This window comes from Mesorhizobium sp. M0598 (genome assembly GCF_040320865.1).
Lineage (GTDB): Bacteria > Pseudomonadota > Alphaproteobacteria > Rhizobiales > Rhizobiaceae > Mesorhizobium.
Window position 1 is genome coordinate 287872 of sequence record NZ_JAMYQL010000001.1, and the last position, 25637, is coordinate 313508.

Genomic DNA, 25637 nt, shown 5'->3' on the forward strand with positions numbered 1-25637 from the left:
AGGGGCGAAAATTGCATGTGTACAAACTAAATCACCAAAGCTCTGACGTGGCAAGCGAGCTTTCCCCAAGGTTCGATTGACGGGCATCGCACACCTCGTTCATCCGGCGCTCGGCGTCGCAAGCAGCCATAGGCCGAGGACGGTGTAGGCGATCATCAGCACGGTGAGCGGGAACTGGCTGAGCGCGGCGCGAGCCGGAATGGCGTGCAGCCGCCAGGCCAAGCCATGGGCGACAAGCACAGCAAGCATGTGGCCGGCTATGATGACGCCAGCCTGGAGGTTCCACAGCCGCCACGCCGAACCGGCACCGGCGACGACGCCGGCTTCAATTGACATGTCGGCGGTACCGAACAGGTTCCAGCCCAGCGCAAACGGGTCGGAGAGAGCGGCAATCGCATATTGACCGTCGACCAGCAGCGCCGTCAGATAATGCGCGAAGTGGTAGGCGAGCGCGATCGGTACGATCGACCAGACCAAAAGCCCGGCGGCGTGACCGAGCGAATGCTTGCTGTCGGCAAGGTTCTGGCCAAGAAAGACGGCGAGCGCGAACACGGCCGCAAGCACGGCAAAGGTCAGCACAAGGCCGAAGCTGCCGATGCCGATCAAAGCGGTGCGTCCCGGAAATTCCAGCGGATTGATGCCGACCCAGCCTAGCCAGAAGAAGGTTTTCGACAGGCCGTCGAAGGACACCGACGACAGCGCAAGCAGCAGGAAAGCGACGCCGCTGAGCGGTAGCGGCGCGGCGGCGAGCAGCTTGGCGCCCGGCCAGCAGAGTTTTAGCCGGCCGTCTGCACTGCGTTCGACGATGGCGAAGCGCGCCACCATGGAAAAGAACAAGGTCAGGAACTCACCGCGCAGGGTCCAGTCGCGGTAGCCGAAGACCTGCATGGCGGCGAAGCTCAGCAGCCAGTAGAGGCCGGCGGCCCAGGCCAGCCGCGCCGGATCGTCGGGCGCAGGGTCGATCAGCTCGAACCAGGCGAAGGCGAAGAACAGCAGGAAAGCCGGCCAATAGCCGAGCCGTTGGGGGAGCAGATACGGCTGCGTTCTGCCGGACAGGCGCGAGGCGACGCGGCATGGCCCGTACCAGGGGTTGAGCCACGACCAGAGATCGCCGGCGAGCCCCTGCAACAGAGCCAGGCCAACCCAGAGCAGCGTCCATACGGTCAGCGGCAGCGGATTGGAAAGCGGATCGCGGCTGCCGAACAGGCCGGCGGCAATCAGAATTGCAAAGCCGGCAAAGGATACCAGGCTGACGGCAGTCCGCGCGCCGTCGCCGAAGGTAAAAAGCGGCAGGCGTTTGCGCCAGAAGCGGTCGAGGGAGTCCGGCGGCAGTAGCGCCAGGACAAGGAAGCTGGCGGCAACCGCGAGCGCGCCACCGACGACGTAGTAGCCGGTGGGGAGAAGCAGGACGTGGCCGCGGTCGGAGGCGTGGGCGAAGGCGGGCCTGGGCGACAGGAGAGCCAAGGAAATGACACGGCCGGGAAAGGGCCTGATTGCAGAAATGCAGCGCTCTACGGCGCCCCCCTCTGTCCTACCGGACATCTCCCCCTCAAGGGGGGAGATCGGCGATTCCGCCGTTCGCTCTCCTTCTGCAACTTTAGCGATTGGCGAAAGCAGCAATGAGGGCGCAATCTCCCCCCTCGTGGGGGAGATGTCCGGCAGGACAGAGGGGGGCGCGAAGGAACTCATACTACGCAAGAGTTCCCCTACCTCACACCTTCACCAACTGCTCCACGCGGTCCTTCTGGCCGAAGATGCGCAAATAGCGCTCGATCTCTTTCTCGTCGCCTGTCGACTTGGCCGGATTGTCGGAAAGCTTGACCGCCGGCCTGCCGTTGGCTTCGGTGACCTTGCAGACCAGCGAGATGGCGTCTAGCCGGTTGGTCTCGGTCGGCGCGCAGCCCTCGAAATCGTTGGTCAGGTTGGTGCCCCAGCCGAAGGACATGCGCACCTTGCCGCGGAAGTGGCGGTAGGTTTCCTCGATGGTCTCGACCTCCAGCCCATCCGAGAAGATGAGCAGCTTCTGCTTGGGGTCCTTGCCCTTTTCGCGCCACCAGGAAATGATTTTCTCGCCGCCTTCGATCGGCGGCGCGCTGTCGGGGCGGAAGCCGGTCCAGTCGGCGACCCAGTCCGGTGCATCGCGCAGGAACGCCGCGGTGCCGAAGGTGTCCGGCAGTACGATCAGCAGGTTGCCGCCGTAGTAGCGCTGCCAATCCTGCAGCACGTTGTAGGGCGACTGTTTCAATTCCTTTTCCGAATTGGTGAGCGCGGCGAACACCATCGGCAGTTCATGCGCATTGGTGCCGAGCGCCTCGAGATCGTTGTCCATGGCGAGCAGCACGTTGGAGGTGCCAGTGAAGGCCTCGCCGATGCCCTCCTTCAACGCTTCGACGCACCAGCGCTGCCACAGGAAGGAATGACGGCGGCGGGTGCCGAAATCCGAGATGCGGATGCCGGGCAGCGCCTTCAGCCGCTCGGTCTTGGCCCACATCTTGGCCTTGGCGCGGGCATAGAGCACGTCGAGCGCGAACGGCCCGAACGCCCGCATGGCCGCGCGAGATCGAAGTTCATTGATGATTGCCAGCGCCGGGATCTCCCACAGCGTCGTGTACATCCACGGGCCGCTGAAAACGAGTTCGTATTGGCCGTCGCGCTTGGAAAGCTCGTATTCGGGCAGCCGGAAATTTTCCAGCCAGGCGAGGAATTCCGGTTCGAATATCTGCTTGCGGCCATAGAAGGTGTTGCCGCCGAGCCAGATCATCTCTTTCTTAGAGAAGCGCAAGGTGCGGGCATGGTCGAGCTGCTCGCGCAGCTCCGTCTCATCGATCTCCTCGGCAAGGCGGACCGAGGTGGTGCGGTTGATCAGCGAGAAGGTGGCGTCGACCTTGGGATACATGCCCCAGATCATCTGCAGCATCAGAAGCTTGTAGAAATCGGTGTCGAGCAAGCTGCGGACGATCGGGTCGAGCTTCCAGGTGTGATTGTAGACGCGCCGCGCTATATCGGTCTTTGCCATCGCTCAATGCGCCTTCGCTGCTCGCTCTAGCTTTTGTCTAGCGCAATTCCGGACGGAAAACCGCTGCGCACTTTTCCTGGAATTGCTCCAAATGCCTCTTAGCATCGAATTTTTGAACGCGCCTCCCGCTTTGCGGGCTGGCCCGACAAAAAGAAGCCCCTGCGGCAAGCGGCGCCTACGGCAGTTTCGGCCTCAGGATGCGGTCTTGGCGCCGACCACCTTGAGCGCTGGACGCTTGCGGCGAATGCCGATGCGACCTGCCACCGGCGCGTCGGCGCGGCGGTCGGCCTGCTCTTTCTCGGCAAACAGCCAGTCGATGAACAATTGCACGATCGGCGCCGACCGCATCTCGTTGCGGCAGACGACATAGAAATCGTCGACGGCCGGCACGGAAAGACTGAACGGGGCGACAAGCAGGCCCCTGGCGAGCAGTCCGCTTGCCGTCACCGTATCGCCGAGCGCCACGCCATGGCCGTGGACAGCGGCCTCGGTCGCCATGCGCGCGTCGCCAAGATGGTGGCGGCGGCCGCGTTCCAGGTCCAGCGCGTCAGCGGCGGCCAGCCAGGTATGCCATTCGCGGCCGTCGTCGCCATGCAGGAAGACGTGATCGGCGAGGTCGCGGACGGTGCGGATCGGGCGGTTGTTGATCAGCGTCGGGCTGACCACCGGGAACAATTCGAGGCCCGACCATTTGCGCATCCAGCAGTCGGTCCAGCTGCCGTCACCATAGTGTACGCAGACATCGATATGCGGTGCGCGGACGTCCTTGGCATCATTGGATGGGATCAGGGTCAGCCTGATATCCGGATATTGCGAGGTGAAGCTGCCCAGCCGCGGGATCATCCACAGCAACAGTAGCGCCGGCACGCAGGATACAGAGAGAACGCCGGTGCTGGCCGGCCTCGTCATGCGCTGCGTGGCGGCGGCAATGCCGTCGAAGGCGGTCGACACCGCCGGCAGCAACTCGGCGCCGTGCGGCGTCAGCTTCACCCGCTGACCAGCACGCTCGAACAGCTTGACACCCAACGATTGCTCGAGCGCCTTAATCTGATGGCTGATGGCGCCGTGGGTGACGTTGAGCTCAGCCGCCGCCTTGCTCAGCGAGGCGTTGCGCGCCGTCGCCTCGAAGGCGCGCAGCGGGTTGAGCGGTGGCAAACGCTTGGCCATTTGGACCCTAGGCTCTGTGAGATTTTCTCACAGATAACACACTAACAATATCAATTGATTTTTCAATGCAGCTACGGGACACTTTGCCCAGGCATTGCATCAAGACGTGAAATCTGCAGGCAGCCGACGGCTGCGGCTATCGGGGCCGCTGTCCGCGCGCCGCACCAGCCATGGAGGACCGACATGGGTTACGACCGCGGCAAGCTCGAAGCGTTGCGCCGCAAATACGGCGAGAGCCATGGCGGCGAAATGTTCGACCCGAAATTCCAGCGTGTCGCCGACAAGATCTTCTCCAAGACCGGCACGCGACTGGCGCCCTATTCCGGCATCCCGACCTTCCTCGCGGCGCCCTATCGTGAAATCGCCGCCGACAATCCGGATTTCGGCGATCTGCAGGTGGCGATGATCGGTGTGCCGATGGATCTTGGCGTCACCAACCGGCCGGGCGCCCGCTTCGGGCCAAGGGCGCTGCGCGCCATCGAGCGCATCGGCCCCTACAATCATGTGCTGGAATGCGCGCCGACGCATGAGCTGAAGGTCGCCGACATCGGCGACGTGCCGTTCCAGAGCCGCTACCGGCTGGAGACCAGCCATGACGACATCGAACGCCGCACCAACCAGATCGTCGACGCCGGCGTCTTGCCCTTGTCTGTCGGCGGCGACCATTCGATCAGCCACCCGATCCTGAAGGCTGTCGGCAAAAAGGCGCCTGTGGGCATGATCCATATCGACGCCCATTGCGACACCAGCGGCCTGTTCGACATGACCAAGTTCCACCATGGCGGGCCGTTCCGCAACGCGGTGCTGGACGGCGTGCTCGACCCGAGCCGCACCATCCAGATCGGCATTCGCGGCTCGGCCGAATATCTGTGGGAGTTCACCTATGAGTCCGGCATGACCGTGGTGCATGCCGAAGAGGTGACCGGCCTCGGCATCCCCGCCATCATCGAGAAGGCGCGCAGGATAGTCGGCGACGGCCCGACCTATGTCTCCTTCGATATCGACAGCATCGACCCGGCCTTCGCGCCGGGCACCGGCACACCGGAAGTCGGCGGGCTGACGACGCGCGAAGTGCTCGAGCTGCTGCGCGGCCTGAAGGGACTCAACATCGTCGGCGGCGACGTCGTCGAGGTGGCACCGCAGTACGACGCGACCACCAACACGGCGCACGCCGGCGCGCAGGTGCTGTTCGAGATCCTCAGCCTGATGGTCTTCAGCCCGGCAATCACCGGCAAGGCGGGCTGACACGCTCGACCATGATCCCGAAAAGTGGGAACCGGTTTTCGGAGAAGATCATGGTCCACTAGAGAATCCAAAGGCGACCGCCGCGCTGGAGCCGGCGGTTGCACTCAAACAAACAAGCTTCCAGCAGGGGAATGACAATGACACTTCACATGAAGCTCAAATCCTCCATCGCCGCCGTGCTGATGCTCGGCGCGACCGGTCTTGGTTTCACAATCCAGGCCGCCAATGCCGACGCTATCGACGACATCACCAAGGCCGGCGCCATCAATGTCGGCATCTTTTCCGACTTCCCACCCTTCTCCTCGGCCAGCGCCGACATGAGCATCAAGGGCTACGACATCGACGTGGCGCAATCCATCGCCGACCAGCTCAAGGTCAAGCTCAATCTGGTCAGCGTGACCGGCCAGAACCGCATTCCGTACCTGACCGACAAGCGTGTCGACCTGCTGATGAGCGTCGGCTACTCCAAGGAGCGTGAGCAGGTGATCGATTTTGCCGCCGCCTACGCACCCTATTACATCGCCGTCATCGGCCCGGCAGCACTTGCGGTCAAAGGCAAGGAAGACCTCGCCGACAAGTCGATCGCCGTCAATCGCGGCACGCTGGAGGACACGTCGCTGACCGAGGCAGCACCCGCCTCGGCCGACATCCGCCGCTTCGACAACTACAATTCCGTCATCCAGGCCTTCATCTCGGGCCAGACCCAGCTGATGGTGGTCGGCAACGATGTCGGCGCCCAGGTGCTCGCCCGTCAGGAGGCACTGAAGCCGGAGCAGAAATTCCAGCTTCTCACCTCGCCCTCGCATATCGGCCTCAACAAGAAGGAAGACCGCCTCAAGCAAGCGGTCAACGATGCGGTTGCCAAGATGCTGGCCGACGGCAGACTGGACGAAAGCTCGAAGGCCTGGCTGAAGACACCGCTCGATCCCGCCAATCTCAAGGATTGATGGCCGGTGACCTATAGCCTCGACTTCGGCTGGCTTGCCGGGGCGACAGGGGCGATCGCGCGCGGCGCGGCCACGACGATCCTGCTGATCACTGTCACCACGCTGGCGGGAACGTTGCTCAGCATCCTCGGCGCGGCAGGGCGGCGGAACGGTCCGCTGCTGCTCAAGCGGGCGATCGGCGTCTATGTCGAGGTGATCCGCAACACGCCGTTCCTGGTGCAGCTGTTCTTCATCTTCTTCGGGCTGCCCAGCATCGGCGTCAGGCTCGATCCGGTGCTGGCAGCCATGTTGGCGATGACGCTCAACATGGCCGCCTACACGATCGAGATCGTTGGCGCCGGGCTCGACGCGGTGCCGCCCGGGCAGACGGAAGCGGCACTGGCGCTTGGGCTCAGACCGCGCCAGGTCTTCATCAAGATCGTGCTGCCGCAGGCGCTCAAGGTGATCTATCCGGCGCTGACCAGCCAGATCGTCATCATGATGCTGGAATCCGCCGTGGTATCGCAGATCGCGGTGCGCGAGCTGACCTATGAAGCCGACATGCTGCAGGCGCGCACGTTCCGGGCTTTCGAGACCTATTTCGTGGTGACGTTTGTCTATCTCATCCTGTCGATTGGGCTGCGCCGGCTGCTGGTCGGCGGCGGGCGCCGGCTTCTCGGAGCCGGCGTGTCATGATCGAATTCACCTTCTGGGACATTCTGCGCAACCTGCTGCTGGCAGCGCGCTGGACGGTGCTCTTGTCGCTGGCCGCCTTTGTCGGCGGGGCCGTGGTCGGCATGATCGTGCTGTTCTTCCGGATCGCCAAGAATAAATGGGCGCGCCGGTTTGCCTCCGGCTACATCGCGCTTTTCCAGGGCACGCCGCTGCTGATGCAGCTCTTCCTGATGTTCTTCGGCTTGCCGATGCTGGGCCTGCGTATCGAGCCGTGGACCGCGGCGGTGCTTGGCCTGACCTTCTTTGCCAGCGCCTATCTCGCCGAGATCTGGCGCGGCGGCGTCGATGCGCTGCCGCGCGGCCAGTGGGACGCCGGCGCCAGCCTCGGCCTGCACTATCTGCAGGAACTCCGGCTGATCATCTTGCCTCAGGCGTTTTCGATCACCCGCGCACCGACCGTCGGCTTCCTGGTGCAGCTGATCAAGTCGACCGCGCTGACCTCGATCATCGGTTTCGAGGAGCTGGTGAGGACATCCAATGCGATCAACAATGCGACCTTCGAACCATTCAAAGTCTATGGGCTGGTAGCGCTGATCTTCTTCATCATGTGCTTTCCGCTCACGCAATACGCACGTTCGCTTTGAGCGCGGGCGGCGGCCCGCTGAGCGGGCAACCAGCAATTCAACGCCCGAATACCAGCGGCGGCGCGATCCTGTCACGCCGCAGCCAGCGCACCAGCAGGAGTGCCGCAACCACCGCCAGTCCCGACGACAGGCCGATCCAGATGCCGACGCCGTTGAAGCCGAAACGAAAGGCCAGCAGCACGCCGAGCGGCAGCCCGATGCCCCAATAGCCGATCGCGGCATAGATCATCGGCACCTTGGTGTCGTGCAGGCCGCGCAGCATGCCGCTGGCGACCGCCTGCGCACCGTCAAAAACCTGGAACAGCGCGGCAAAGGCGAGGAACGACACGGCAAGCGCCACCACCTCGGCATTAGCCGGATTGCCCAGATCGATGAAGGCGCCGATCAAGAGATGCGGCCACAGGATCATCACTAGCCCCATCAGCGCCATGAAGGAGACACCGACGACATAGGCGGTCCAGCCAGCCCGGCTGACACCTTCCGGATTGCCGGCGCCGTGGGCAAGTCCGACGCGCACCGTCACCGCCTGGTTGAGGCCGAGCGGCACCATGAAGGTGATCGAGGCGATCTGGATGGCGATCGCATGGGCGGCAAGCGAAGCCGCATCGATCAGGCCCATGAGAAAGGCCGCCGCGTTGAAGATCGTCACCTCGAACGCCAGCAGGCCCGCGATCGGCAGACCGAGCCGCAGCAGGCCCTTGAAGCGCGGCCAATCGGCGCGCCAGAAGCGTCCGAACAGACGATAGCGCCGGAATTTCGTCTCAAGCATCACCACCGCCGCCATGCCGGCGAACATCAACGTGCTGGACAGAGTGGTGGCGAGGCCGGAGCCGGCGATGCCCATCGATTGGATGCCGAGATTGCCGAACATGAACAGCCAGTTGAAGAAGGCGTTGCAGGCGACGGCAACGAAGACAATGATCAGCGCCCAGCCCGGCCGCTCCAGCGCCGAAATGAACGAGCGCAGGACGATGTAGCCGAAAAAGGGCAGCACCGCCCATTCGAGCCAGCGCAGATAGATGCCGGCCTGGTGCGCCAGCGCCGGTTCCTGACCCATGGCCAGCAACACGCTCTCGCCGTGCCAGAGAAGGGCCCATATCGGAATGCAAATGAGGATCGCCAGCCACAGACCCTGGCGCACGGTGCGGCGCAGGTCGCGCACCGAGTGCCGGCGACGGCCGAGCTCGGTCGCCATCATCGGCGAGGTCGCCAGCATCAGGCCGAGCCCGAAGATGAGCGGCATGAAGTAGAGGTTGGCACCAAGCGCACCGCTGGCCAGCGTGTCCGGCCCCAGCCGCCCCATCATCATGACGTCGGTAGCGGTCATCGCGGTCTGGCCGAGATTGGTCAGCACCATCGGCCAGGCGAGCGCCAGCATCGCCCTGATTTCCCGACGCCAAAGGTTTTCCGGCGCGCGAGCGTCGGCTTCGATCGCAGACATTCTAGTTTTCCGCCTATCCGATTGCGGCACGTCGGCAAGAGCCGGAAGCCGCGTCTCAGCGCGGAAAATGGCCAAGACCGGCCGGATTCCGCATTACGACGGGTTTGTCTATCAAATGGGCACCGGTGGCAAGAGGCTGACTTGCGGAAGGGTTAAGCCAGTCGGTTCAATGTAGGCTATTGGAGAGGCTATGGAAGCCGCTATGGTCGCGGCAGATCCATTTGAAAGGCAGCCTGATGAGCGCGTTTCCCGAAATCTATCTGGTTCGGCATGGCGAGACGGAATGGAGTGCGTCCGGAAAACATACCGGCCGAACCGACATACCGCTGACGCCGGCCGGCGAGGAAGCCGCAAGGCGGATCGCTGAGCGGCTCAAGGGCCTGTCCTTCTCCGCGGTGTGGTCGAGCCCGTCGCAGCGCGCCTTCAACACCTGTGCGCTGGCCGGCTTCGGCTCGTCAAGCGTGAAGAAGGACGATCTGGCGGAGTGGGATTATGGTGCCTATGAGGGATTGACCACCAAGCAAATCCTCGCCGAGCGCCCCGGCTGGCGTCTCTTTCGCGACGGCTGCCCGAGCGGCGAGTCCGCCACGGATGTCGGCTCGAGGGCGGACCGGATCGTCAGCCAGTTGCGCGAGGTCGGCAGCAATGTCCTGGTCTTCTCAAGCTCGCATTTCCTTAGGGTGCTGGCCGCACGCTGGCTCGGCCTGCCGCCGCAAGCCGGCGCGTTTTTCGTGCTGGATACCGCCAGCATAAGCGTGCTCGGTTATGAGCACGACCTTGACGAGCCGGTCATCGGGCGCTGGAACCAGAGATAGCAACCGATCCCGATTTATCGGATCGCGTCCAGCGCCTGCCTTTGCCTGTGCATTTCGAGAAACACGCGGTAGTCGCGATCGAACCGGCCGGCGGCAGCCGGATTGGGCCCTCGCGTCCTGCCGCCCTGTTGCATGGCGACGCAGGCAGCGTTCAAATCGGGAAAAAGCCTGGCCGCGGTGGCGGCAATCATGCCGGTGCCGAGCAGCACCGCCTCGTCCGCCAGCGGCTCGACCACCGTGCAGCCGGTGGCATCGGCATAGAGCTCCATCAACAGCGGGTTCTTGGTGTGGCCACCGGTGACGTGCAGCGTGTCGATCAGATAGCCGTTCTCGTTCAGCGCTTCCAGCACATGACGGACGCCAAGGGCGATGCTGACGGCGGTGCGCCAGTAGAGCTTGCACAGACTGTCGAAGGAGGCATCCAGCGTCAGCCCGCTGATGACGCCGACGGCATGCGGGTCGGCGAGCGGCGAGCGGTTGCCGTGAAAATCGGGCAGTACGTGCAGCCTTGCGGCGATGTTGTCGCCCTCGGCGGCGCGCAGCTCGGCGACGCGGTGGGCAATCCTGGCATGCATGGCGGCATCCGGCTCGCCGCCGGCGCCATGCCAGCGGATGATGTGGTCGAGCAGCGCGCCGGTGGCCGACTGGCCACCTTCCGACAGCCACAGGCCGGGAAGGCCTGCGCCATAATATGGGCCCCAGACACCGGCGAAAGGCTGCGGATCGGGCGACATCGCCATGACGCAACTCGACGTACCGGCAATCAGGGCCAGATGGCGGCCGATGTTCGTCGCGTCACCGGCGAAACCGCCGAGCACGCCAAGCGCGCCGGCATAGGCATCGATGACGCCGGCGCCGACCCGGCATTTTTCGGTGAGGCCAAGCTCCGTCGCCGCTTGCGCGCCGAGCGGGCCGATATCGGCACCGACCGGGCTTGCCTTTTCCGGCAGGTTGCCGTGCTCAAAGATATCGCCGAGCCCGACTGCTTCGAAGAAGTCGCCCCGCCAGCCGGTTGCTTCATGGGCTAGATAGGTCCATTTGGCGGTTAGCGTGCATTGTGAACGGGAGAGCGAGCCGCTTGCCTTCCAGGTGAGAAAGTCGGTGAGGTCGAATAGATAGCCGGCTTCGTTCCATGTTCCGGGCAGGTTGCGCTTCAGCCACATCAGCTTCGGCGTCTCCATTTCCGGCGACATGACGCCGCCGACATAGTCGAGCACAGCGTGGCCGCTTTCAGTGCATTCGTCGGCCTCGGCAATTGCGCGATGGTCGAGCCAGACAATGGTGTCCCAGCGCCTTTCACCAGTGACGGACACGCTGAGCTGGCCGCCATGCCGGTCTCGCACCACCAGCGAGCAGGTGGCATCAAAGGAGATGCCGACGATATCCTCGGCCCGCACGCCCGCCTTTTCGCGGGCAGCGCGGACGGCCATGCACACCGCCGACCATATATCCTGCGAATCGTGCTCGGCATGGTCGGCCTTCGGCTGTTGCATGGCGATCGGGTGCTCGGCGCGGCCGAGCAAGGCGCCACCGGTGTCGAGAATGCCGGCACGAGCGCTTCCGGTGCCGACATCGACCGCGCAAACGAAACTGTTGGTCAAGGTGTTCTTGCTCTCGCTCCCAGGCCTGCAATCAGATCGGGCAATTGCAGCATGTCAGCGAATATAAAGTCCGGCTCACTCGACGCAAGCCGCGCTTTCAATGCCGGGTTGCCGGTGTGCGAGCCGCCGGTGAAGGCAAGGACGCGCATGCCGGCCGCCCGCGCCGCTTCGATGCCGGCCGGGCTGTCCTCGACGACGAGGCAGTTTCGCGGGGCCGCTCTCATTTTATCTGCTGCATGGAGAAAGAGATCGGGCGCCGGTTTGCCCCGCGCCACCATGGCGGCGCTGAACAAATGCGGCTCCAGCAGCCCAAGCAACCCGGTGACGGCGAGCGCATAGCGGATGCGTTCCAGGGTGCCGGAGGAGGCGACGCAGCACGGTACGCCGAGCCTCGGCAGGACCTGTGCGATACCTGGCATCGGTTTCAGCTCCTCGCGGAATCTGCGCATCAGTTCGGAGCGCATCTCGGTCAGATGCTGGTCGGTGAGATCGAGCCCGAAGTCGCTTGCGAGGATTTCGCGGACGCTCTTCATGCTCTTGCCGAGGAAGTGCTCGTAGGCAATGTCCTCGCTGACGTTGCCGCCGGCAAGCGCGATCATCTCCAGCAATGCCGAGACGGACAGCATCTCACTGTCCACCAGCACGCCGTCACAGTCGAAAATGACCAGTTCAGGCGTCATCGCGCTGGATCGGCTTCAGAGGTCGCCGGCGAGATAGCGCGTCAGTGTCGCGCGCGCGCCGTCCGTCCACAGCAGTCTCAGCGCTTGGCCGAAGGCTTCAGCGAACGGCGGCGAGCGGCCGACATCGCCATAGATGTCCTCCATGGCAAGCCAGGCGGCAGGCATGTCCCTGGCCGCCTTGGCCGTCGCCTGCAACCGGCCCCAGTTCGGGTCGTTGGGCTCGGTGACGGCACCGGAATCCGTCGTGCCGAAGCAGTAGCGACACCAGAGCGCCGATTCCAGCGCAAGGCCGGTGACACTTTTGCCAGCCTTCAGCCGGTCGGCGATGGTCGGGATGATGAATTTCGGCTGGCGGTTGGAGCCGTCGAGGCAAAGCCGGCGTATGGTGTCGCCGATCTTCGGATTGGAGAAGCGGTGCTCGATGAGCTGGTAGTAATCTTCGAGGTCGGTGTCCGGAACCGGCGGCACGGTCGGGATGATTTCGTCATGCTCGAGCTTGTCGAGGAAGCCGCGTACCAGCGGCTCCTGCATCGCCTCATGGACGAAATGGATGTCCATCAGCCCGGCCGGATAGGCGATGGTCGCATGGCCGCCATTGAGGATGCGGATCTTCATCAGCTCATAGGGCGCGACGTCGCTGACGAACTGCACGCCGACCTTTTCCAGCGGCGGGCGGCCGTCGGTGAAACGGTCCTCCAGCACCCATTGCTTGAACGGTTCGCAAAACACCGGCCAATTGTCGTCGAGGCCGAACTCGCTGGAGAGAATGCCGCGCTCGCGGTCGGTGGTGGCCGGCGTGATGCGGTCGACCATGCCATTGGGAAAGGCAACGTTCTCGCTCACCCAGTTTGCCAAACCTTCGTCGATCAGCCGCGCAAGGCCGATGACGCCATCTGAGGTGACGTGGCCGTTATGGGGGATGTTGTCGCAGGACATAATTGTGAAGGGCACGATACCGTCGGCGCGGCGGCGCAGCAGCCCGGCGAGGACGAGGCCGAAGACGGTCTTCGGGGTCGCCCCCGGCTCAGCGTCGGCAACGATGTCGGGATGTGTCGGATTGAAGACGCCGGATGCCGGATCGATGAAATATCCGCCCTCGGTAATGGTCAGGGAGACGATCTTGATCGCCGGATCGGCAAGCCGCTCGACGATTGCGGCCGCATCGCCCGGCACCAGGAAGTCGATCATGACGCCGGTGACGCGCGCGCTCATATGGCCGCTGTCCTGCTCGACCACGGTGGTCAGCCAGTCCTGCTCCTGCAACTTGCCGCGGCCGACCTTCTCGCCCTCGAAGACGCCGGCGCCAACAATGGCCCAGTCGTGGCCGACACCCGAATTGAACAGGTCGTCGAGATAGACGGCCTGGTGCGAGCGATGGAAATTGCCGACGCCGAAATGCACGATGCCGGCCTTGAGCGCGGCGCGATCATATTTCGGGCCGGCGACCTTGGGCGGCAGCTTGGCGAGGATGGAAGAAGAGAGTTTCACGGTCATCTGCTTTTACCCTTTAGCGGGACGGCTCTTCCCCCCGTGGAGGAGACGGGGGGAAGAGCGCCTTCGCCCCCTCAACTCATCCACTGGCCGCCATCGACATTGTAGGTCTGGGCGACGATGTACTCGGCCTCATCGCTGGCCAGGAACACCGCCATGCCGGTGAGGTCTTGCGCCGTGCCCATGCGGCCATAAGGCACGGCTTCGCCGACCAGCCTCTTCTTCTCGCCCCTCGGCCGGTTCTCGAACTTGGCGAACAAGGCATCGACATGGTCCCAATGCTCGCCGTCGACGACACCCGGGGCGATGGCATTGACGTTGATGCGGTGTTTGATCAGGTCGAGCCCTGCCGACTGGGTGAGCGAGATGACCGCCGCCTTGGTGGCGCAGTAGACGGCGACCAGTGCCTCGCCGCGGCGCCCGGCCTGGCTTGCCATGTTGATGATCTTGCCGCCCTTGCCCCGGGCAATCATCGAACGGGCGGCGGCCTGCAACGTAAACAGCGTGCCGGCGACGTTGACCGAAAACAATTTGTCGTAGCTTGTCTTGGTGATCTCGACGATCGGCGCCAGGTCGAACAAAGCAGCGTTGTTGATCAAGATATCCAGGCCGCCGGCCCTGGCTTCGACCGCCTTGACGGCCTCATCGATAGACGCGAGATCGGTGACGTCGAGCTTTACCGCGTAGGCGTTGCGGCCGATTTCCGAAGCCGTCTTCTCGGCGGCTTCGAGATTGATGTCGCCAATCGCGACCGTCGCCCCTTCGCGCATGTAGGCTTCGGCAAACGCCCTGCCGATGCCGCGCGCCGATCCGGTAATCAGCGCCGATTTACCCCGGAGCCTCATTGCAGCATCGCCTTCCCGTCGGCGCCGAAACGATGCAGCTTGGCCTTTTCCGGCGTCAGGTAGATCGTGTCGCCGTGATGGGCGGCCAACTCGCCGTCGGCACGCACCGTCAGCTGCCCGACACCATCCGCCTGGACGTGCAAAAACGTGTCGGAGCCGAGATGCTCGGCAACCCCGACCGTCGCCTTCCAGTCGCCTGACGTCTTCGAAATGTTCATATGCTCCGGGCGGATGCCGACTGTCTTGGCGCCATATTTGGCGGCCGGCGCGCCTTCGATCAGGTTCATCTTCGGCGAACCTATGAAGCCGGCGACGAACAGGTTCTTCGGCGTCTTATAGAGCTCCATCGGCGAGCCGACCTGCTCGATATTGCCGGCATTGAGCACGACGATCTTGTCGGCCATGGTCATCGCCTCGATCTGGTCGTGGGTGACGTAGACCATGGTTGTCTTGAGCTGGTGATGCAGTTCGCTGATCTCCAGCCGCATGGTGCCGCGCAGCGCCGCGTCGAGATTAGACAAAGGCTCGTCGAACAGGAAGGCCGACGGCTGGCGCACGATGGCGCGGCCGATGGCGACGCGCTGCCGCTGGCCGCCGGAGAGCTGGCCGGGGCGGCGGTCGAGGTAGTTGGTGAGGTTCAGGATCCGCGCGGCGTCCTTCACCTTCTTGTCGATGGTCGCCTGGTCCTCGCCCGCCATCTTCAGCGGGAAGGCGATGTTCTTGGCCACCGTCATGTGCGGGTAGAGCGCATAGGACTGGAACACCATAGCCAGCTTGCGCTTGGCCGGCGCCTCGCCGGTGACGTCGCGACCATCGATGATGATGGTGCCGCCGCTGGTATCCTCGAGACCGGCGATCAGACGCAACAGGGTGGATTTGCCGCAGCCCGACGGGCCGACGAAGACGACGAACTCTCCGTCCTCGATGACCAGATCGAGGCCGGCGATGATGGACGTCGCCCCGAAGGATTTGGAGACGTTCTTGAGCGTGATGTTTCCCATGGTTTCCTCCCCCGAAGGGCTATCTTTTCGTTTTGCGTCAGGCGATGCCCGCTACTTTACCGCACCGAATGTCAGGCCCCGGACCAGCTGCTTCTGGCTGAACCAGCCCATGATCAGGATCGGCGCGATCGCCAGCGTCGAGGCGGCCGAAAGCTTGGCCCAGAACAGCCCCTGCGGGCTGGAGAAGGAGCTGATGAAAGCGGTGAGCGGCGCGGCCTCGGTGGTGGTCAGCCGGATCGTCCAGAACGCCTCGTTCCAGGCGAGAATGATGTTGAGCAGCATGGTCGAGGCGATGCCGGGGACCGCCATCGGCGTCAGCACATAGATGATCTCGTTCCAGAGCGATGCGCCGTCCATGCGCGCCGCTTCCAGGATCTCGCCCGGGATCTCGCGAAAATAGGTGTAAAGCATCCAGACCACGATCGGCAGGTTGATCAGCATCAGCATGACCATCAGGCCGATGCGGCTGTCGAGCAGACCGGTATCGCGGAAGATCAGATAGATCGGAAACAGCACGGCGACGGCCGGCATCATCTTGGTGGAAAGCATCCACATCAGGATGTCCTTGGTGCGTTTGCCCGGCGAAAACGCCATCGACCATGCCGCCGGTATGGCGACGAGCAGAGCCAGGATGGTTGAGCCGACCGACAGGAACACCGAGTTCAGGAAGAATTTGAAATAGCCGTTCTGCGCCTGGACCTCGGAATAGCTCTCCGTGGTTCCCGACGGGAACAGGTTGAAGCCCTGGATAGCCTCCTGCTCCGACTTGAACGAGGTGATGATCGTATAGAGGATCGGGAAGAAGATCAGCAGCGCGACGATCCAGGCGGCCGCGGTAGCAATCGTCTTGTGCTGGGTGGTGACTGCACGTGCCATGGTCAGGTCCTCCCTATCGGCGATGTTGGCGGCAGGGTCGACCCCCACTCCGGTTTGCTGCGCAAACCACCTCTCCCCCGATCGACGGGGTAGAGGAAGGGCGCGGCTTCGATGCAGGCCTTTCCTCACTCCCGGGCAGGGGGAGAGGTGTCCCGCGCAGCGGAACGGAGTGGGGGTGGTTCAGCGCACGTGCCATCTTATCCTCCCTTATTTATCCAGGTTCTTGCCGACAGCGCGCATGGCGAAGAAGGCAACGATGTTGGCGAGAATGACGGCAATGATACCGCCGGCGGACGCCTGGCCGATTTTGAACTCCAGCAATGCCTTCTGATAGACGAGGAAGGGCAGGTTGGTGGAGGCGTAACCCGGGCCGCCATTGGTGGTGACGAGGATCTCGGCATAGACCGACAGCAGGAAGATCGTCTGGATCAGGATGACGACGGTTATGGCGCGCGACATATGAGGCAGCGTCAAATAGATGAAGCGGCTGATGAAGCCGGCGCCGTCCATTTCGGCGGCTTCCTTCTGCTCGACGTCGAGCGACTGAAGCGCGGTCAACAGGATCAGCGTAGCAAACGGCAGCCATTGCCAGGCAACGATGATGATGATCGCCAGGAGCGGGTGCTGCCCGAACCAATCGATCGGCTGCCCGCCGAAGAAGCGCGCAATATCGGCGAAAACCCCGTACTGCGGATGCATGATCATGTTCTTCCAGACCAGTGCTGCCACCGGTGGCATGACGAAGAACGGCGAGATGACAAGGATGCGGACGATGCCCTGTCCCCACATCGGCTGATCGAGCAGAAGGGCGAGCAGAATACCGCCGATCACCGTGATCAAAAGCACGCTGACGACGATGGTGAGCGTGTTGAGGATCGACTGCAGGAATGCCGGGTTGGAATAGAACAGCGCGTAGTTCGAAAACCCGACGAAGCCGTCGCGCATCGGATTGAGCGGGTTGTATTGCTGGAAGGAAAACCACAGCGTGAATGCCAGCGGCACAATCATCCAGACCAGCAGCAGCACCACGGATGGCGCCATCATGAAACGGGCAAGCGAACGGGTCTGCTGAGTAGCCATGACGGTCACCCTTCGAGGTCGGCCAAGTTTTTCAGCGGTGTGAAAGCTGGCCGCCCGAACTGGGATTCGGGCGGCCGTTGCCGGTCGCCATTGGCAACCGGCACGGGGAGGAGCTTACTTGATGTAACCGCCCTCGGTCATCGTCGCGGTGGCGGCGTCCTGCGCCTGCTTCAAGGCATCGTCGACGCTCGACTGGCCGGCAAGTGCCGCCGAGAAGAGCTGGCCGACGGTGGTGCCGAGACCCTGGAACTCAGGAATGGCGACGAACTGGACGCCGACATAAGGCACCGGCTTGACGGTCGGGTGCGTCGGATCGGCGGAGTTGATCGAGTCCAGCGTCATCTTGGCGAAAGGTGCTGCCTTCTGGTATTCGGGATTGGCATAGAGCGACGAGCGCGTTCCCGGCGGAACGTTGGCCCAGCCTTCCTTCGAGGCGACGAGCTCGGCATAGTGCTTGCTGGTTGCCCAGGATACGAACTTTTGAGCCGCGTCGGCCTTCTGGGTGCCGGCGGGGATGGCCAGCGACCATGCCCACAGCCAGTTGCCGCGCTTGCCGAGGCCATTGTCCGGCGCCAGCGCATAGCCGACCTTGTCGGCGACGGTGGAGTTCTTCGGGTCGGAAACGAAGGAGGCAGCGACGGTAGCGTCGATCCACATGCCGCATTTGCCCTGCTGGAACAGCGCCAGGTTTTCGTTGAAACCGTTGGACGACGCGCCCTCGGGGCCGTCGGCCTTCATCAGGTCGACATAGAACTGCAGCGTATTCTTCCATTCGGGTTGGTCGAATTGCGGCTTCCAGTTCTCGTCGAACCAGCGCGCGCCGAACGAGTTCGACATAGCGGTCAGGAAGGCCATGTTCTCGCCCCAGCCGGCCTTGCCGCGCAGGCAGACGCCGTTCACGCCGTTGGCGCGGTCGGTCATCTTGTCGGCGGCCTGCTTGATGAAATCCCAGGTCGGTGCATCGGGCATCTTGAGCCCGGCCTTGTCCATCAGGTCCTTGCGGTACATGACGAAGGAGCTTTCGCCGTAGAACGGGGCTGCGTAGAGCTTGCCGTCGACCGACAGGCCGCCGGCTATGGCCGGGATGATGTCCTTGACGTCGTAATCGTCGCCGAGCTTGTCGAGCGGCAAAAGCCAGTTCTGCTTGGCCCAGATCGGCACTTCGTAGGTGCCGATGGTCATCACGTCGTACTGGCCACCCTTGGTGGCGATGTCGGTGGTGACGCGCTCGCGCAGGACGTTTTCCTCGAGCGTGACCCACTGCAGCTGAATGTCGGGATTTTTTGCGGTGAAGTCGTCGGTCAGCTTCTGCATGCGGACCATGTCGCCATTGTTGACCGTGGCGATGGTGATGGATTCGGCATGCGCGGCGAAAGCGAGGGCGCTGGCCGAGAACAGGCCTAGGGTGAACGTGCGAAGTTTCATCAAAATTCCTCCCATAAACCAAGATGAGCATTTGCCTTGGCTGTGAGCAATTACTCACTTGCGATGAATTATGTCAAGACGGATTCGTTGCTGCAGCGCAGCACGCCGGGTCTCGTGCAGCGGCAAGCCTGGGACGTTTGCGGCATGTCTGACGAAGGATTCGGCCGGGCTGATTGGGCCCGGCGCTTTGCTATCGGGCTTGCTGGGATTCAGCCTACTGGCAAGCGATCTCGCTCAGGATCCAATCGCGGAAGGCGCGGATCTTCGGCACGTTGCGTCGTGCCGTCGGATAGACCAGCCAATAGGCGTGGCCGTCGTCTCCGACCAGATCAAAGGGCTGGATCAGGCGGCCGTCGGCAAGTTCGGTCTTGAACAGCGCCTTGGTAACGATCGCCACGCCGTGGCCGGCAATCGCGGCATTGGCCTCGTAGGCCTGCGCGCCCATGCTGGTGCCGGGACGCTTGGCCAGTTCCTCGACCGGCAGGCCGGCGGCGGCAAACCAGTCCCGCCACCAGATGTCACCCGGGTCGAGGATCGGCAGCCGCAGCAGGTCGGCCGGCTCCTTGACGCCGCCGATGCTTGCCGCGAGCTTTGGACTAAGGACCGGCGTGAAATCGGCCCTGAAAAGCATATGGGTCTCGACGCCCGGCCAGTTGCCGCCGCCGGAGCGGATGGCGATGTCGATATCCTCTCTGGCAAAGTCGACAACCCTGTTCGAAGTATCGACGCGCACCGCCAGCGACGGATGCGCGACCTGGAACGAACCGAGATGCTGCGCCAGCCAGTTGGAGGCAAATGTCAGCAGCGTCGAAACGCAAAGCAAGCCGTCGGCGCCGGTGCGCGCGGCGGCATAGGCGCCGCTCAACAGCGCGAACGCCTCGCTGACCGCGGGCGCCAGGCGCTGGCCGGGTTCGGTCAGCACGATCTGTTTTGGCTGGCGCAAGAACAGGGGCGCGCCGATGCGCTCCTCCAGAAGCTTGATCTGATAGCTTGCCGCCGCCTGCGTCATGCCAAGCTCCTGGGCGGCCTTGGTGAACGAGAGATGCCGCGCCACCGCCTCGAACACCCGGATCGCCTGAAGCGGAGGAAGCTGCGAAACCAGCTGTCGTGAATTGAGCTCCGGCATAAGCCCTCCTTATGGGCAGTGATCGACGTTTGATTGGCGGCACCGGCCGGTCCTACCGATATTCCGTATTGAAGATCAATTACGCCTAGAGATAGCGAAGGCTGACGATCATGACCACAATACAGGAAAAGCTGCTTCTTGCTCCAGCCCATGGCTGGTTTTCACGGTTGGCGCGGGGATTGGCAAGGCACGCGGCGCGGAAACGGGCCTATCTCGACGTCCGGGAGCTGCCGCCGCATCTGCAGCGCGACATGGGCTTTCTCGACGGCAACGATCCTTGCGGCCGGCACCAGTAGTGACGCTCGTTTTATCGGGGATCAGATGCGTTTCGATTTCACATGATCGCTTCCGACCGCCAGCGGCTCGGAGATCATGCGCCCGCCAGCAAGGCGGCGGCGGTCCGCTCATCGGTGATGAGGCCGTTGACCAACCGCCGGTTGACGGCGGCGAAGATGCCCGGCAGCTTGCGGTCGCCCATGGCAAGCGCGATCACCAGCGACTTTTCGCGCGACGGCAGCGGCGCCGACGACACCCGATCATTGGTGATGCCCTCGATCATGCGGCCGTCACGATCGAATACCCAGCCGACGATCTCGGCGACGCCGCCGGCCTTCTGCAGCGCCTTTAATTCACCCTCCGAAATGAAGCCGTCCTCGTAAAGCGGCGCCTTCGGGCCGAGATCGCCGATGCCGACAAAGGTGACGTCGGCCTCGGCCGCAAGCGCCAGCGTCGGCTGGATCATCGGCTGGCTGAGCAGCATCTCGCGCTCCTCGGGCGAGGAAGCGATGACCGGCAAAGGCATCGGAAACGAACGCGCCTTGACCCTGTCGGCCATGGTGAAGATGACGTTGTAGAAGGCCGCCGAGCCGTCCGGCGAGATGTTGCCGGTCAGCGACACCACTTTGTGCTGCGGGCATTCCATCGGCGGCAGTTGCTCGATCGCGGCCTTCAGCGTGCGGCCGGTGCCGATCGCCATGACGATCGGCCCCCGCGACCGCAGCCGCCGTTCGATCTCGGCCGCCGCCGCCTCGGCGACGCCGATGACAGTGGAGGAAGAAGAAGGGTCGCTCGGCACCACCTCGACCAGATCAAGCGCAAAGCGCGATTTCAGCCGTGCCGCAAGGTCGAGGCAATTGGCGATCGGATGGTCGACGCGCACCTTGATCAGCCCTTCGGAGACTGCGAGCGACACCAGCCGCTGCGCAGTCTGCCGCGAGATGCCAAGCGTGGCGGCGATCTGGTCCTGGGTGTTGCCTGCGACATAATAGAGCCAGCCGGCACGCGCCGCGTCGTCGAGCCTGTTGCCGCCGCTGTCCTGCCGCGAATTCAAGTTCCTGCCTCCCAACCCCGCCGAGCATAAGAGGCGGAGCGCAGTAGTTTCGCAGGGAATGAACTTGCGCGCAATTGCCTATTGTAAGAGCAATTGCTTAGTGATGAAACTTGGTGTTTGGAGCGAAGTGACAGGTCGACCCAGTCTCGTTGCAACAGCAAGGCTGTCGAGGTCGCACCAATCCCGGTTCTAAAGCGCGTTGCGTTCGATCGGCCTCATGCGACGCGTTTTAGGTTCCTTTTTATGCATGTCGTCATCGCAAAACCGCTGCACACTTTGCGCGACATGCATTAGCGGGGACGCGGCGGTTTATCTCGCGCGCTAAACGCTTTAAGGAATTTTTTGAGAATGGAGCCTTGCATGACGCCGAAAGCGGTTTTCTGGGATATGGACGGCACGCTGGTCGACAGCGAGCCGCTGCACGAGGCGGCGCTGATTGCGGCGCTGCACAGCGTCGGCATCGCGCCGCCGGCCGACCTGCATGAGCGCGTGCTCGGCATCGCCGCATGGCCGGTCTACGAAATGCTGCGCGACGAGTTCGGCCTCGACCTGCCTTTCGACGACTGGATCGTGCGCAAATACGATCACTATCTGCCGATGGCCGAAACGCTGATGCCACGCACCGGCGCGATCGAGATTTTCAATGAGCTGCGCGCGCTTGGCGTGCCGCAAGCGGTGGTGTCCAACTCGGACAGGCTGATCGTCGATGCCAATCTGCGCGCCGTAGGCCTCGTATATCCCGGCATGAAGACGGTCAGCCGCAACGACGTGCGTGAAGGCAAGCCGCATGCCGAACCTTTCCTGCGCGCCGCCTGGTTGGCCGACGTCGATCCCGCCGAGGCCGTGGCGGTCGACGACAGCGTGACCGGCGCCACGGCGGGGCTGGCAGCTGGAATGAAGACGATCTTCTGGCCAGAGGTGCCCATGGAGGGGCCGCCGGGGGCGATTGTCATCAACAGCGCCGGCGAATTGCGAGCCGAACTCGGGCTTTAAGGCAGGCCCGGCGGGACCGCGCTCAACTCCGGTAGGCAGGCTCCTGCTCGTCGAGGATCGCCTTCAGTTCGGAAAGGTGGCGCTCGGCCTGGCCGGGATAGTCTTCCTGTTCCCTTGCCGCTTTCTCCGCGATCTCATCCGACAGTACCCGCAGCGGCCGGCCGGTCCACAGCGCCTTGATATAGGTTTCGGCGGCGCGCTCGAAATAGAACATGCGGTTGAAGGTGTCGGCGACGCTGTCGCCGATGACCAGCACGCCATGGTTGCCCATCACCATCACCTTGACCTTCGGGTCGACAAGAAGCTGGGAGCAGCGCTCGCCCTCTTCCTCGAAGGCCAGCCCGCCATAATGAGCGTCGACAACATGGCGGTTGAAGAAGATCGCCGAGTTCTGGTCGATCGGCGGTAACGTCGAGTCGGCGAGCGAGGCAAGCACGGTAGCGTGGATCGAGTGGACATGCATGACGCAGCGTGCATGACGCACGTTGCGATGGATGGCGCCATGCAGGCCCCACGCCGTTGGATCGGGCGCATTCGGGCCGGCCAGCGTGTCGGGATCATTGGCGTCGATCAGAAGCAGATCGCTCGCCTTGATGCGCGAGAAATGCACCTGGTTGGGGTTCATCAGGAATTGCGAGCCATCGTCGCTGACCGCCAGCGAAAAATGATTGGCCACCGCCTCATGCATGTTAAGCCGCGCCGTCCAGCGGAAGGCGCAAGCCAGATCGACGCGCTCCTCATAGAATGGCAGGTTGGTCAGCACTTCCTTCTGCAGGCGCGTGATGCTCATCGTAACCTCCGTGAAAGAAGCAAGGATGCCGCGCGGCTGGAACACGCGCAACCGGTTTCGTTTGGTGCAGGCGAGCGCCGCTATGCCGCCGTGCTGGTGGCCGCGCCGACCCTCAGCCCGCCATGCTCGACGATGAAATCTATCACCTCCTGAAGGCCCTTGCCGCGCGACAGGTCGGTGAAGCCGAACGGCCGTTTGCCGCGCATGCGGGCAGCGTCGCGTTCCATGATGTCGAGATTGACGTTCACATAGGGCGCAAGGTCGCTCTTGTTGATGACCAGGAAATCGGACCGGGTGATCGCCGGTCCGCCCTTCCTCGGGATTTCCTCGCCCTGACAGACCGAGATGACATAGAGCGTCAGGTCGGCAAGGTCCGGAGAAAACGTGGCAGCGAGGTTGTCGCCGCCCGATTCGATGAAGACGACATCGAGATCCGGGAATTTCTTGGTCATCTCGGCGATCGCTTGCAGATTGATAGAGGCGTCCTCGCGAATGGCGGTGTGCGGGCAGCCGCCGGTCTCGACGCCGATGATGCGATCCTCAGGGAGCGCCTGCAGCCGGGCCAGCATCATGGCGTCTTCCTTGGTGTAGATGTCGTTGGTGACGACGGCGATCGAGAACTCATCACGCAGCGCCTTGCAAAGCTTTTCGGTGAGCGTCGTCTTGCCCGAGCCGACCGGACCGCCAATGCCGACGCGAAGAGGACCGTTGGGTGATATCATGCGGGGAACTCCGTGAGGGCAAGAATGGCAAAGCCAAGCCCGATCAACAGACAGAGCGGCGAATAGTAGCTGACATCAAGCCGCGCGAAAGGCTGTTCGGGCGCCAGCCGGCGCCACCAGGGCGTGAAGCCGGCAATGCCGCGCGCCAGGAAGACCAGCGCGATGAGTAGCGCTGTGGCGGCGAGCCCGGCCTTGGGAAAGGGCGTGGCAAACACGCCTTCGAGCGCCATCGGCCACAGCGTCGCCAGGCCGAGGCAGGCGGCGACGGCGAAGCTGGCGAAGGGCGCCGGCATTTCGTCGACGCCACGGAAGCCGCCCACCGCGCGGGCGCAGGAGGCAGCGTCCCTGCCCGGCCAGATGCCGCCAATGCCCCAATAGACATGCAGTGCTGTGATCAACAGCAGGACGAGCGAGAGGGCGAAAGCGAGGACGATCATGAGCGGAACAGCCGCGAATACTGGGCCTCGTGCTTCATCGCCGTGACGTCGGAGACGAATGCGCAGCCGCCGAGATCGTCAAGCGTCGAGCCGGAAGCGCGAGCGGCAGTTTCCAACGCCAGTGGCTCGAAGCCGGCGAGCAGCGCGGTCGCTCCGGTCTGGCCGATGACGCCAAGCCGGATCGCAGCCTGGACGAGATTGGAGAAGAAGGCCTGCAGAAAGGCCGCCAGGGCGTCCCGCAGCGCAATGCCGTGATCGCCGGCAACGGCGCCGACGGCAACGCAATAGGCACATTCGGCCGGCAGGCGATCCAGCACCTGGCACGGCCAGGCGAAGGCCGCCTTCAGGAAAGCAGCGCCCTGCAGCATGGTCTCGGCATGGCGCTCGCGCGAGCCTGCCAGAGCTTCGGCAAGGGCGACGATTTCATCGAGATCGCCGGTTTCGCGTGCCCTGCGCCAGCTTTCGGCAAACAGCACCGCATCATTCCAGCCCGAACCCATCTCGACCAGCGTTTCCAGCCACGCGGCGAGCTCTTTGCTGTCGGCAACCAGCCCGGCATGCACGGCTTGCTCGAGACCATGGCTGTAGGAAAAGCCGCCGACCGGGAAGGAAGGCGACAGCCACGCCATCAGCCGCAACAAAGCAATATTGGAAGGCTGGGCAACGTTGGAAGGCTGGTCAGTCATGGTCATGGTCATGCGAATGGCTGTGGGAATGCGATTCGCTATGGGTATGGGAATGCGCTTCGGCGTGGCTGTGCGCATGCGCCTCGGCATGAGCGTGGCCGTGGCCGCCATGCCCGGAATAGGCGCCGCGCACCGGCTTGAACGGCTCGGAGACGTCGCTCACCGTGGCGCCCAATCCCTCCAGCATCGCCTTGATGACATGGTCGCGCAGAATGAGGATGCGCCCAGCTTCGATGGCGGCTGCGAGATGGCGGTTGCCGATGTGCCAGGCAAGCTCTGCCAGATGGACAGGGTCGCTGGCCCTGATATCGTAGAGCGGCTCCTCGGCCGCGACGATCTCGATGTGGCGGCCATCCTCCAGCACCAGCCGGTCACCATGGTTCAAGGTCACCGGTTCGGGCAGGTCGACCAGCACCTTGTCGCTACGGGCCGTTTCGATGGCGCGACGGCGCAGATGCCGCTCGTCATGGGCAAGCACCGCCCGGTCGTATGGCGTGGTGGTTCCGGCTTCGCCTGCGGCCAGGACGGCGACGGCGCGCGGGAATTTGGTGAAGTCGGTGCGAATATCGAGCTTCATGTAAGACTGCCTCTCCCAAAAGCCTAGCCTATCGCGTCCGCCGCCCCA

General features: G+C 63.5%; 26 protein-coding genes. 7 read left to right on the top strand and 19 right to left on the bottom strand.

Going from position 1 to position 25637, the window contains the following annotated elements:
- Positions 1 to 99: 99 nt before the first annotated feature.
- From NKI59_RS01370 to gcvA (NKI59_RS01380), 3 genes are all read right to left on the bottom strand, one after another.
- Entirely contained in the window at positions 100 to 1542 is a 1443-nt protein-coding gene (locus NKI59_RS01370) for a hypothetical protein (RefSeq protein ID WP_352701840.1), read from the bottom strand.
- A 169-nt stretch (positions 1543 to 1711) separates the two neighbouring features.
- A complete protein-coding gene (pncB, locus tag NKI59_RS01375; protein WP_023676979.1) occupies positions 1712 to 3016 on the bottom strand; it encodes a nicotinate phosphoribosyltransferase in 1305 nt (434 codons plus the stop codon).
- Between the two features lie 192 nt (positions 3017 to 3208).
- Positions 3209 to 4183, bottom strand: a complete 975-nt coding sequence (gcvA, locus tag NKI59_RS01380) for a transcriptional regulator GcvA (protein WP_352701842.1) — start codon at positions 4181 to 4183, stop codon at positions 3209 to 3211.
- Between the two features lie 183 nt (positions 4184 to 4366).
- On the opposite strand from gcvA (NKI59_RS01380), the gene speB reads away from it, so the two are divergent.
- The 4 genes from speB (at position 4367) to NKI59_RS01400 (ending at position 7673) form a co-directional block, all read left to right on the top strand.
- Positions 4367 to 5428: an agmatinase gene (gene speB / locus NKI59_RS01385; RefSeq protein WP_352449470.1), complete on the top strand. Its 1062-nt coding sequence runs from the start codon at positions 4367 to 4369 to the stop codon at positions 5426 to 5428.
- A 137-nt stretch (positions 5429 to 5565) separates the two neighbouring features.
- On the top strand, positions 5566 to 6375 hold the full coding sequence (locus tag NKI59_RS01390) for a transporter substrate-binding domain-containing protein (RefSeq protein ID WP_352701845.1): 810 nt from the start codon (positions 5566 to 5568) through the stop codon (positions 6373 to 6375).
- Positions 6376 to 6381: 6 nt separating this feature from the next.
- Positions 6382 to 7050, top strand: coding sequence for an amino acid ABC transporter permease (locus tag NKI59_RS01395; RefSeq protein ID WP_352701847.1), 669 nt, complete (start codon positions 6382 to 6384; stop codon positions 7048 to 7050).
- On the top strand, positions 7047 to 7673 hold the full coding sequence (locus NKI59_RS01400; RefSeq protein ID WP_352701849.1) for an amino acid ABC transporter permease: 627 nt from the start codon (positions 7047 to 7049) through the stop codon (positions 7671 to 7673). The genes NKI59_RS01395 and NKI59_RS01400 overlap by 4 nt, the downstream gene beginning before the upstream one ends.
- Positions 7674 to 7710: 37 nt before the next feature.
- Here NKI59_RS01400 and NKI59_RS01405 read toward each other — a convergent pair whose 3' ends face one another.
- On the bottom strand, positions 7711 to 9114 hold the full coding sequence (locus tag NKI59_RS01405) for an MATE family efflux transporter (protein ID WP_352701851.1): 1404 nt from the start codon (positions 9112 to 9114) through the stop codon (positions 7711 to 7713).
- Between the two features lie 233 nt (positions 9115 to 9347).
- Here NKI59_RS01405 and NKI59_RS01410 point away from each other — a divergent pair, with 233 nt between their 5' ends.
- On the top strand, positions 9348 to 9929 hold the full coding sequence (locus NKI59_RS01410) for a histidine phosphatase family protein (RefSeq protein WP_352702263.1): 582 nt from the start codon (positions 9348 to 9350) through the stop codon (positions 9927 to 9929).
- Between the two features lie 14 nt (positions 9930 to 9943).
- Here the strand turns inward: NKI59_RS01410 and NKI59_RS01415 are convergent, their stop codons facing one another.
- From NKI59_RS01415 to gcvA (NKI59_RS01455), 9 genes are all read right to left on the bottom strand, one after another.
- Entirely contained in the window at positions 9944 to 11530 is a 1587-nt protein-coding gene (locus tag NKI59_RS01415) for an FGGY-family carbohydrate kinase (RefSeq protein WP_352701853.1), read from the bottom strand.
- On the bottom strand, positions 11527 to 12210 hold the full coding sequence (locus NKI59_RS01420; RefSeq protein WP_352588650.1) for an HAD family hydrolase: 684 nt from the start codon (positions 12208 to 12210) through the stop codon (positions 11527 to 11529). The genes NKI59_RS01415 and NKI59_RS01420 overlap by 4 nt, the downstream gene beginning before the upstream one ends.
- A gap of 15 nt (positions 12211 to 12225) precedes the next feature.
- On the bottom strand, positions 12226 to 13704 hold the full coding sequence (locus NKI59_RS01425; RefSeq protein WP_352701855.1) for a mannitol dehydrogenase family protein: 1479 nt from the start codon (positions 13702 to 13704) through the stop codon (positions 12226 to 12228).
- A 71-nt stretch (positions 13705 to 13775) separates the two neighbouring features.
- Positions 13776 to 14546: an L-iditol 2-dehydrogenase gene (locus tag NKI59_RS01430; protein WP_352701857.1), complete on the bottom strand. Its 771-nt coding sequence runs from the start codon at positions 14544 to 14546 to the stop codon at positions 13776 to 13778.
- On the bottom strand, positions 14543 to 15547 hold the full coding sequence (locus tag NKI59_RS01435) for an ABC transporter ATP-binding protein (protein ID WP_352701859.1): 1005 nt from the start codon (positions 15545 to 15547) through the stop codon (positions 14543 to 14545). The genes NKI59_RS01430 and NKI59_RS01435 overlap by 4 nt, the downstream gene beginning before the upstream one ends.
- 51 nt (positions 15548 to 15598) lie before the next feature.
- Positions 15599 to 16423 carry a carbohydrate ABC transporter permease gene (locus tag NKI59_RS01440; protein WP_023676992.1) on the bottom strand — a complete coding sequence of 275 codons (825 nt, stop codon included), beginning with the start codon at positions 16421 to 16423 and terminating at the stop codon, positions 15599 to 15601.
- A gap of 207 nt (positions 16424 to 16630) precedes the next feature.
- The gene (locus tag NKI59_RS01445) at positions 16631 to 17503 is read right to left on the bottom strand and encodes a carbohydrate ABC transporter permease (protein WP_023676993.1); all 873 of its coding nucleotides are present in this window, start codon (positions 17501 to 17503) and stop codon (positions 16631 to 16633) included.
- Positions 17504 to 17617: 114 nt separating this feature from the next.
- Positions 17618 to 18928 carry an ABC transporter substrate-binding protein gene (locus tag NKI59_RS01450; RefSeq protein WP_352449478.1) on the bottom strand — a complete coding sequence of 437 codons (1311 nt, stop codon included), beginning with the start codon at positions 18926 to 18928 and terminating at the stop codon, positions 17618 to 17620.
- Between the two features lie 214 nt (positions 18929 to 19142).
- Positions 19143 to 20054 carry a transcriptional regulator GcvA gene (gene gcvA, locus NKI59_RS01455; RefSeq protein ID WP_352578172.1) on the bottom strand — a complete coding sequence of 304 codons (912 nt, stop codon included), beginning with the start codon at positions 20052 to 20054 and terminating at the stop codon, positions 19143 to 19145.
- 110 nt (positions 20055 to 20164) lie between these two features.
- Between gcvA (NKI59_RS01455) and NKI59_RS01460 the strand changes: the two genes are divergently transcribed.
- A complete protein-coding gene (locus NKI59_RS01460; protein ID WP_254815832.1) occupies positions 20165 to 20350 on the top strand; it encodes a hypothetical protein in 186 nt (61 codons plus the stop codon).
- Between the two features lie 74 nt (positions 20351 to 20424).
- Here the strand turns inward: NKI59_RS01460 and NKI59_RS01465 are convergent, their stop codons facing one another.
- Entirely contained in the window at positions 20425 to 21384 is a 960-nt protein-coding gene (locus tag NKI59_RS01465) for a sugar-binding transcriptional regulator (RefSeq protein ID WP_352701860.1), read from the bottom strand.
- Between the two features lie 360 nt (positions 21385 to 21744).
- On the opposite strand from NKI59_RS01465, the gene NKI59_RS01470 reads away from it, so the two are divergent.
- Positions 21745 to 22377 carry an HAD family hydrolase gene (locus tag NKI59_RS01470; protein ID WP_352701862.1) on the top strand — a complete coding sequence of 211 codons (633 nt, stop codon included), beginning with the start codon at positions 21745 to 21747 and terminating at the stop codon, positions 22375 to 22377.
- 22 nt (positions 22378 to 22399) lie between these two features.
- On the opposite strand, the gene NKI59_RS01475 is transcribed toward NKI59_RS01470, so the two are convergent.
- From NKI59_RS01475 to ureE, 5 genes are all read right to left on the bottom strand, one after another.
- Positions 22400 to 23167, bottom strand: a complete 768-nt coding sequence (locus NKI59_RS01475) for a class II aldolase and adducin N-terminal domain-containing protein (RefSeq protein ID WP_352701864.1) — start codon at positions 23165 to 23167, stop codon at positions 22400 to 22402.
- Positions 23168 to 23247: 80 nt separating this feature from the next.
- Positions 23248 to 23889, bottom strand: coding sequence for an urease accessory protein UreG (gene ureG, locus NKI59_RS01480; RefSeq protein WP_352701866.1), 642 nt, complete (start codon positions 23887 to 23889; stop codon positions 23248 to 23250).
- On the bottom strand, positions 23886 to 24326 hold the full coding sequence (locus NKI59_RS01485) for a DUF3995 domain-containing protein (protein ID WP_352701868.1): 441 nt from the start codon (positions 24324 to 24326) through the stop codon (positions 23886 to 23888). The genes ureG and NKI59_RS01485 overlap by 4 nt, the downstream gene beginning before the upstream one ends.
- On the bottom strand, positions 24323 to 25012 hold the full coding sequence (locus tag NKI59_RS01490) for an urease accessory protein UreF (RefSeq protein WP_352701870.1): 690 nt from the start codon (positions 25010 to 25012) through the stop codon (positions 24323 to 24325). The genes NKI59_RS01485 and NKI59_RS01490 overlap by 4 nt, the downstream gene beginning before the upstream one ends.
- Complete coding sequence (ureE, locus tag NKI59_RS01495; RefSeq protein WP_352701872.1) at positions 25005 to 25589, bottom strand: urease accessory protein UreE; 585 nt, start codon at positions 25587 to 25589, stop codon at positions 25005 to 25007. The genes NKI59_RS01490 and ureE overlap by 8 nt, the downstream gene beginning before the upstream one ends.
- Positions 25590 to 25637: the final 48 nt, after the last annotated feature.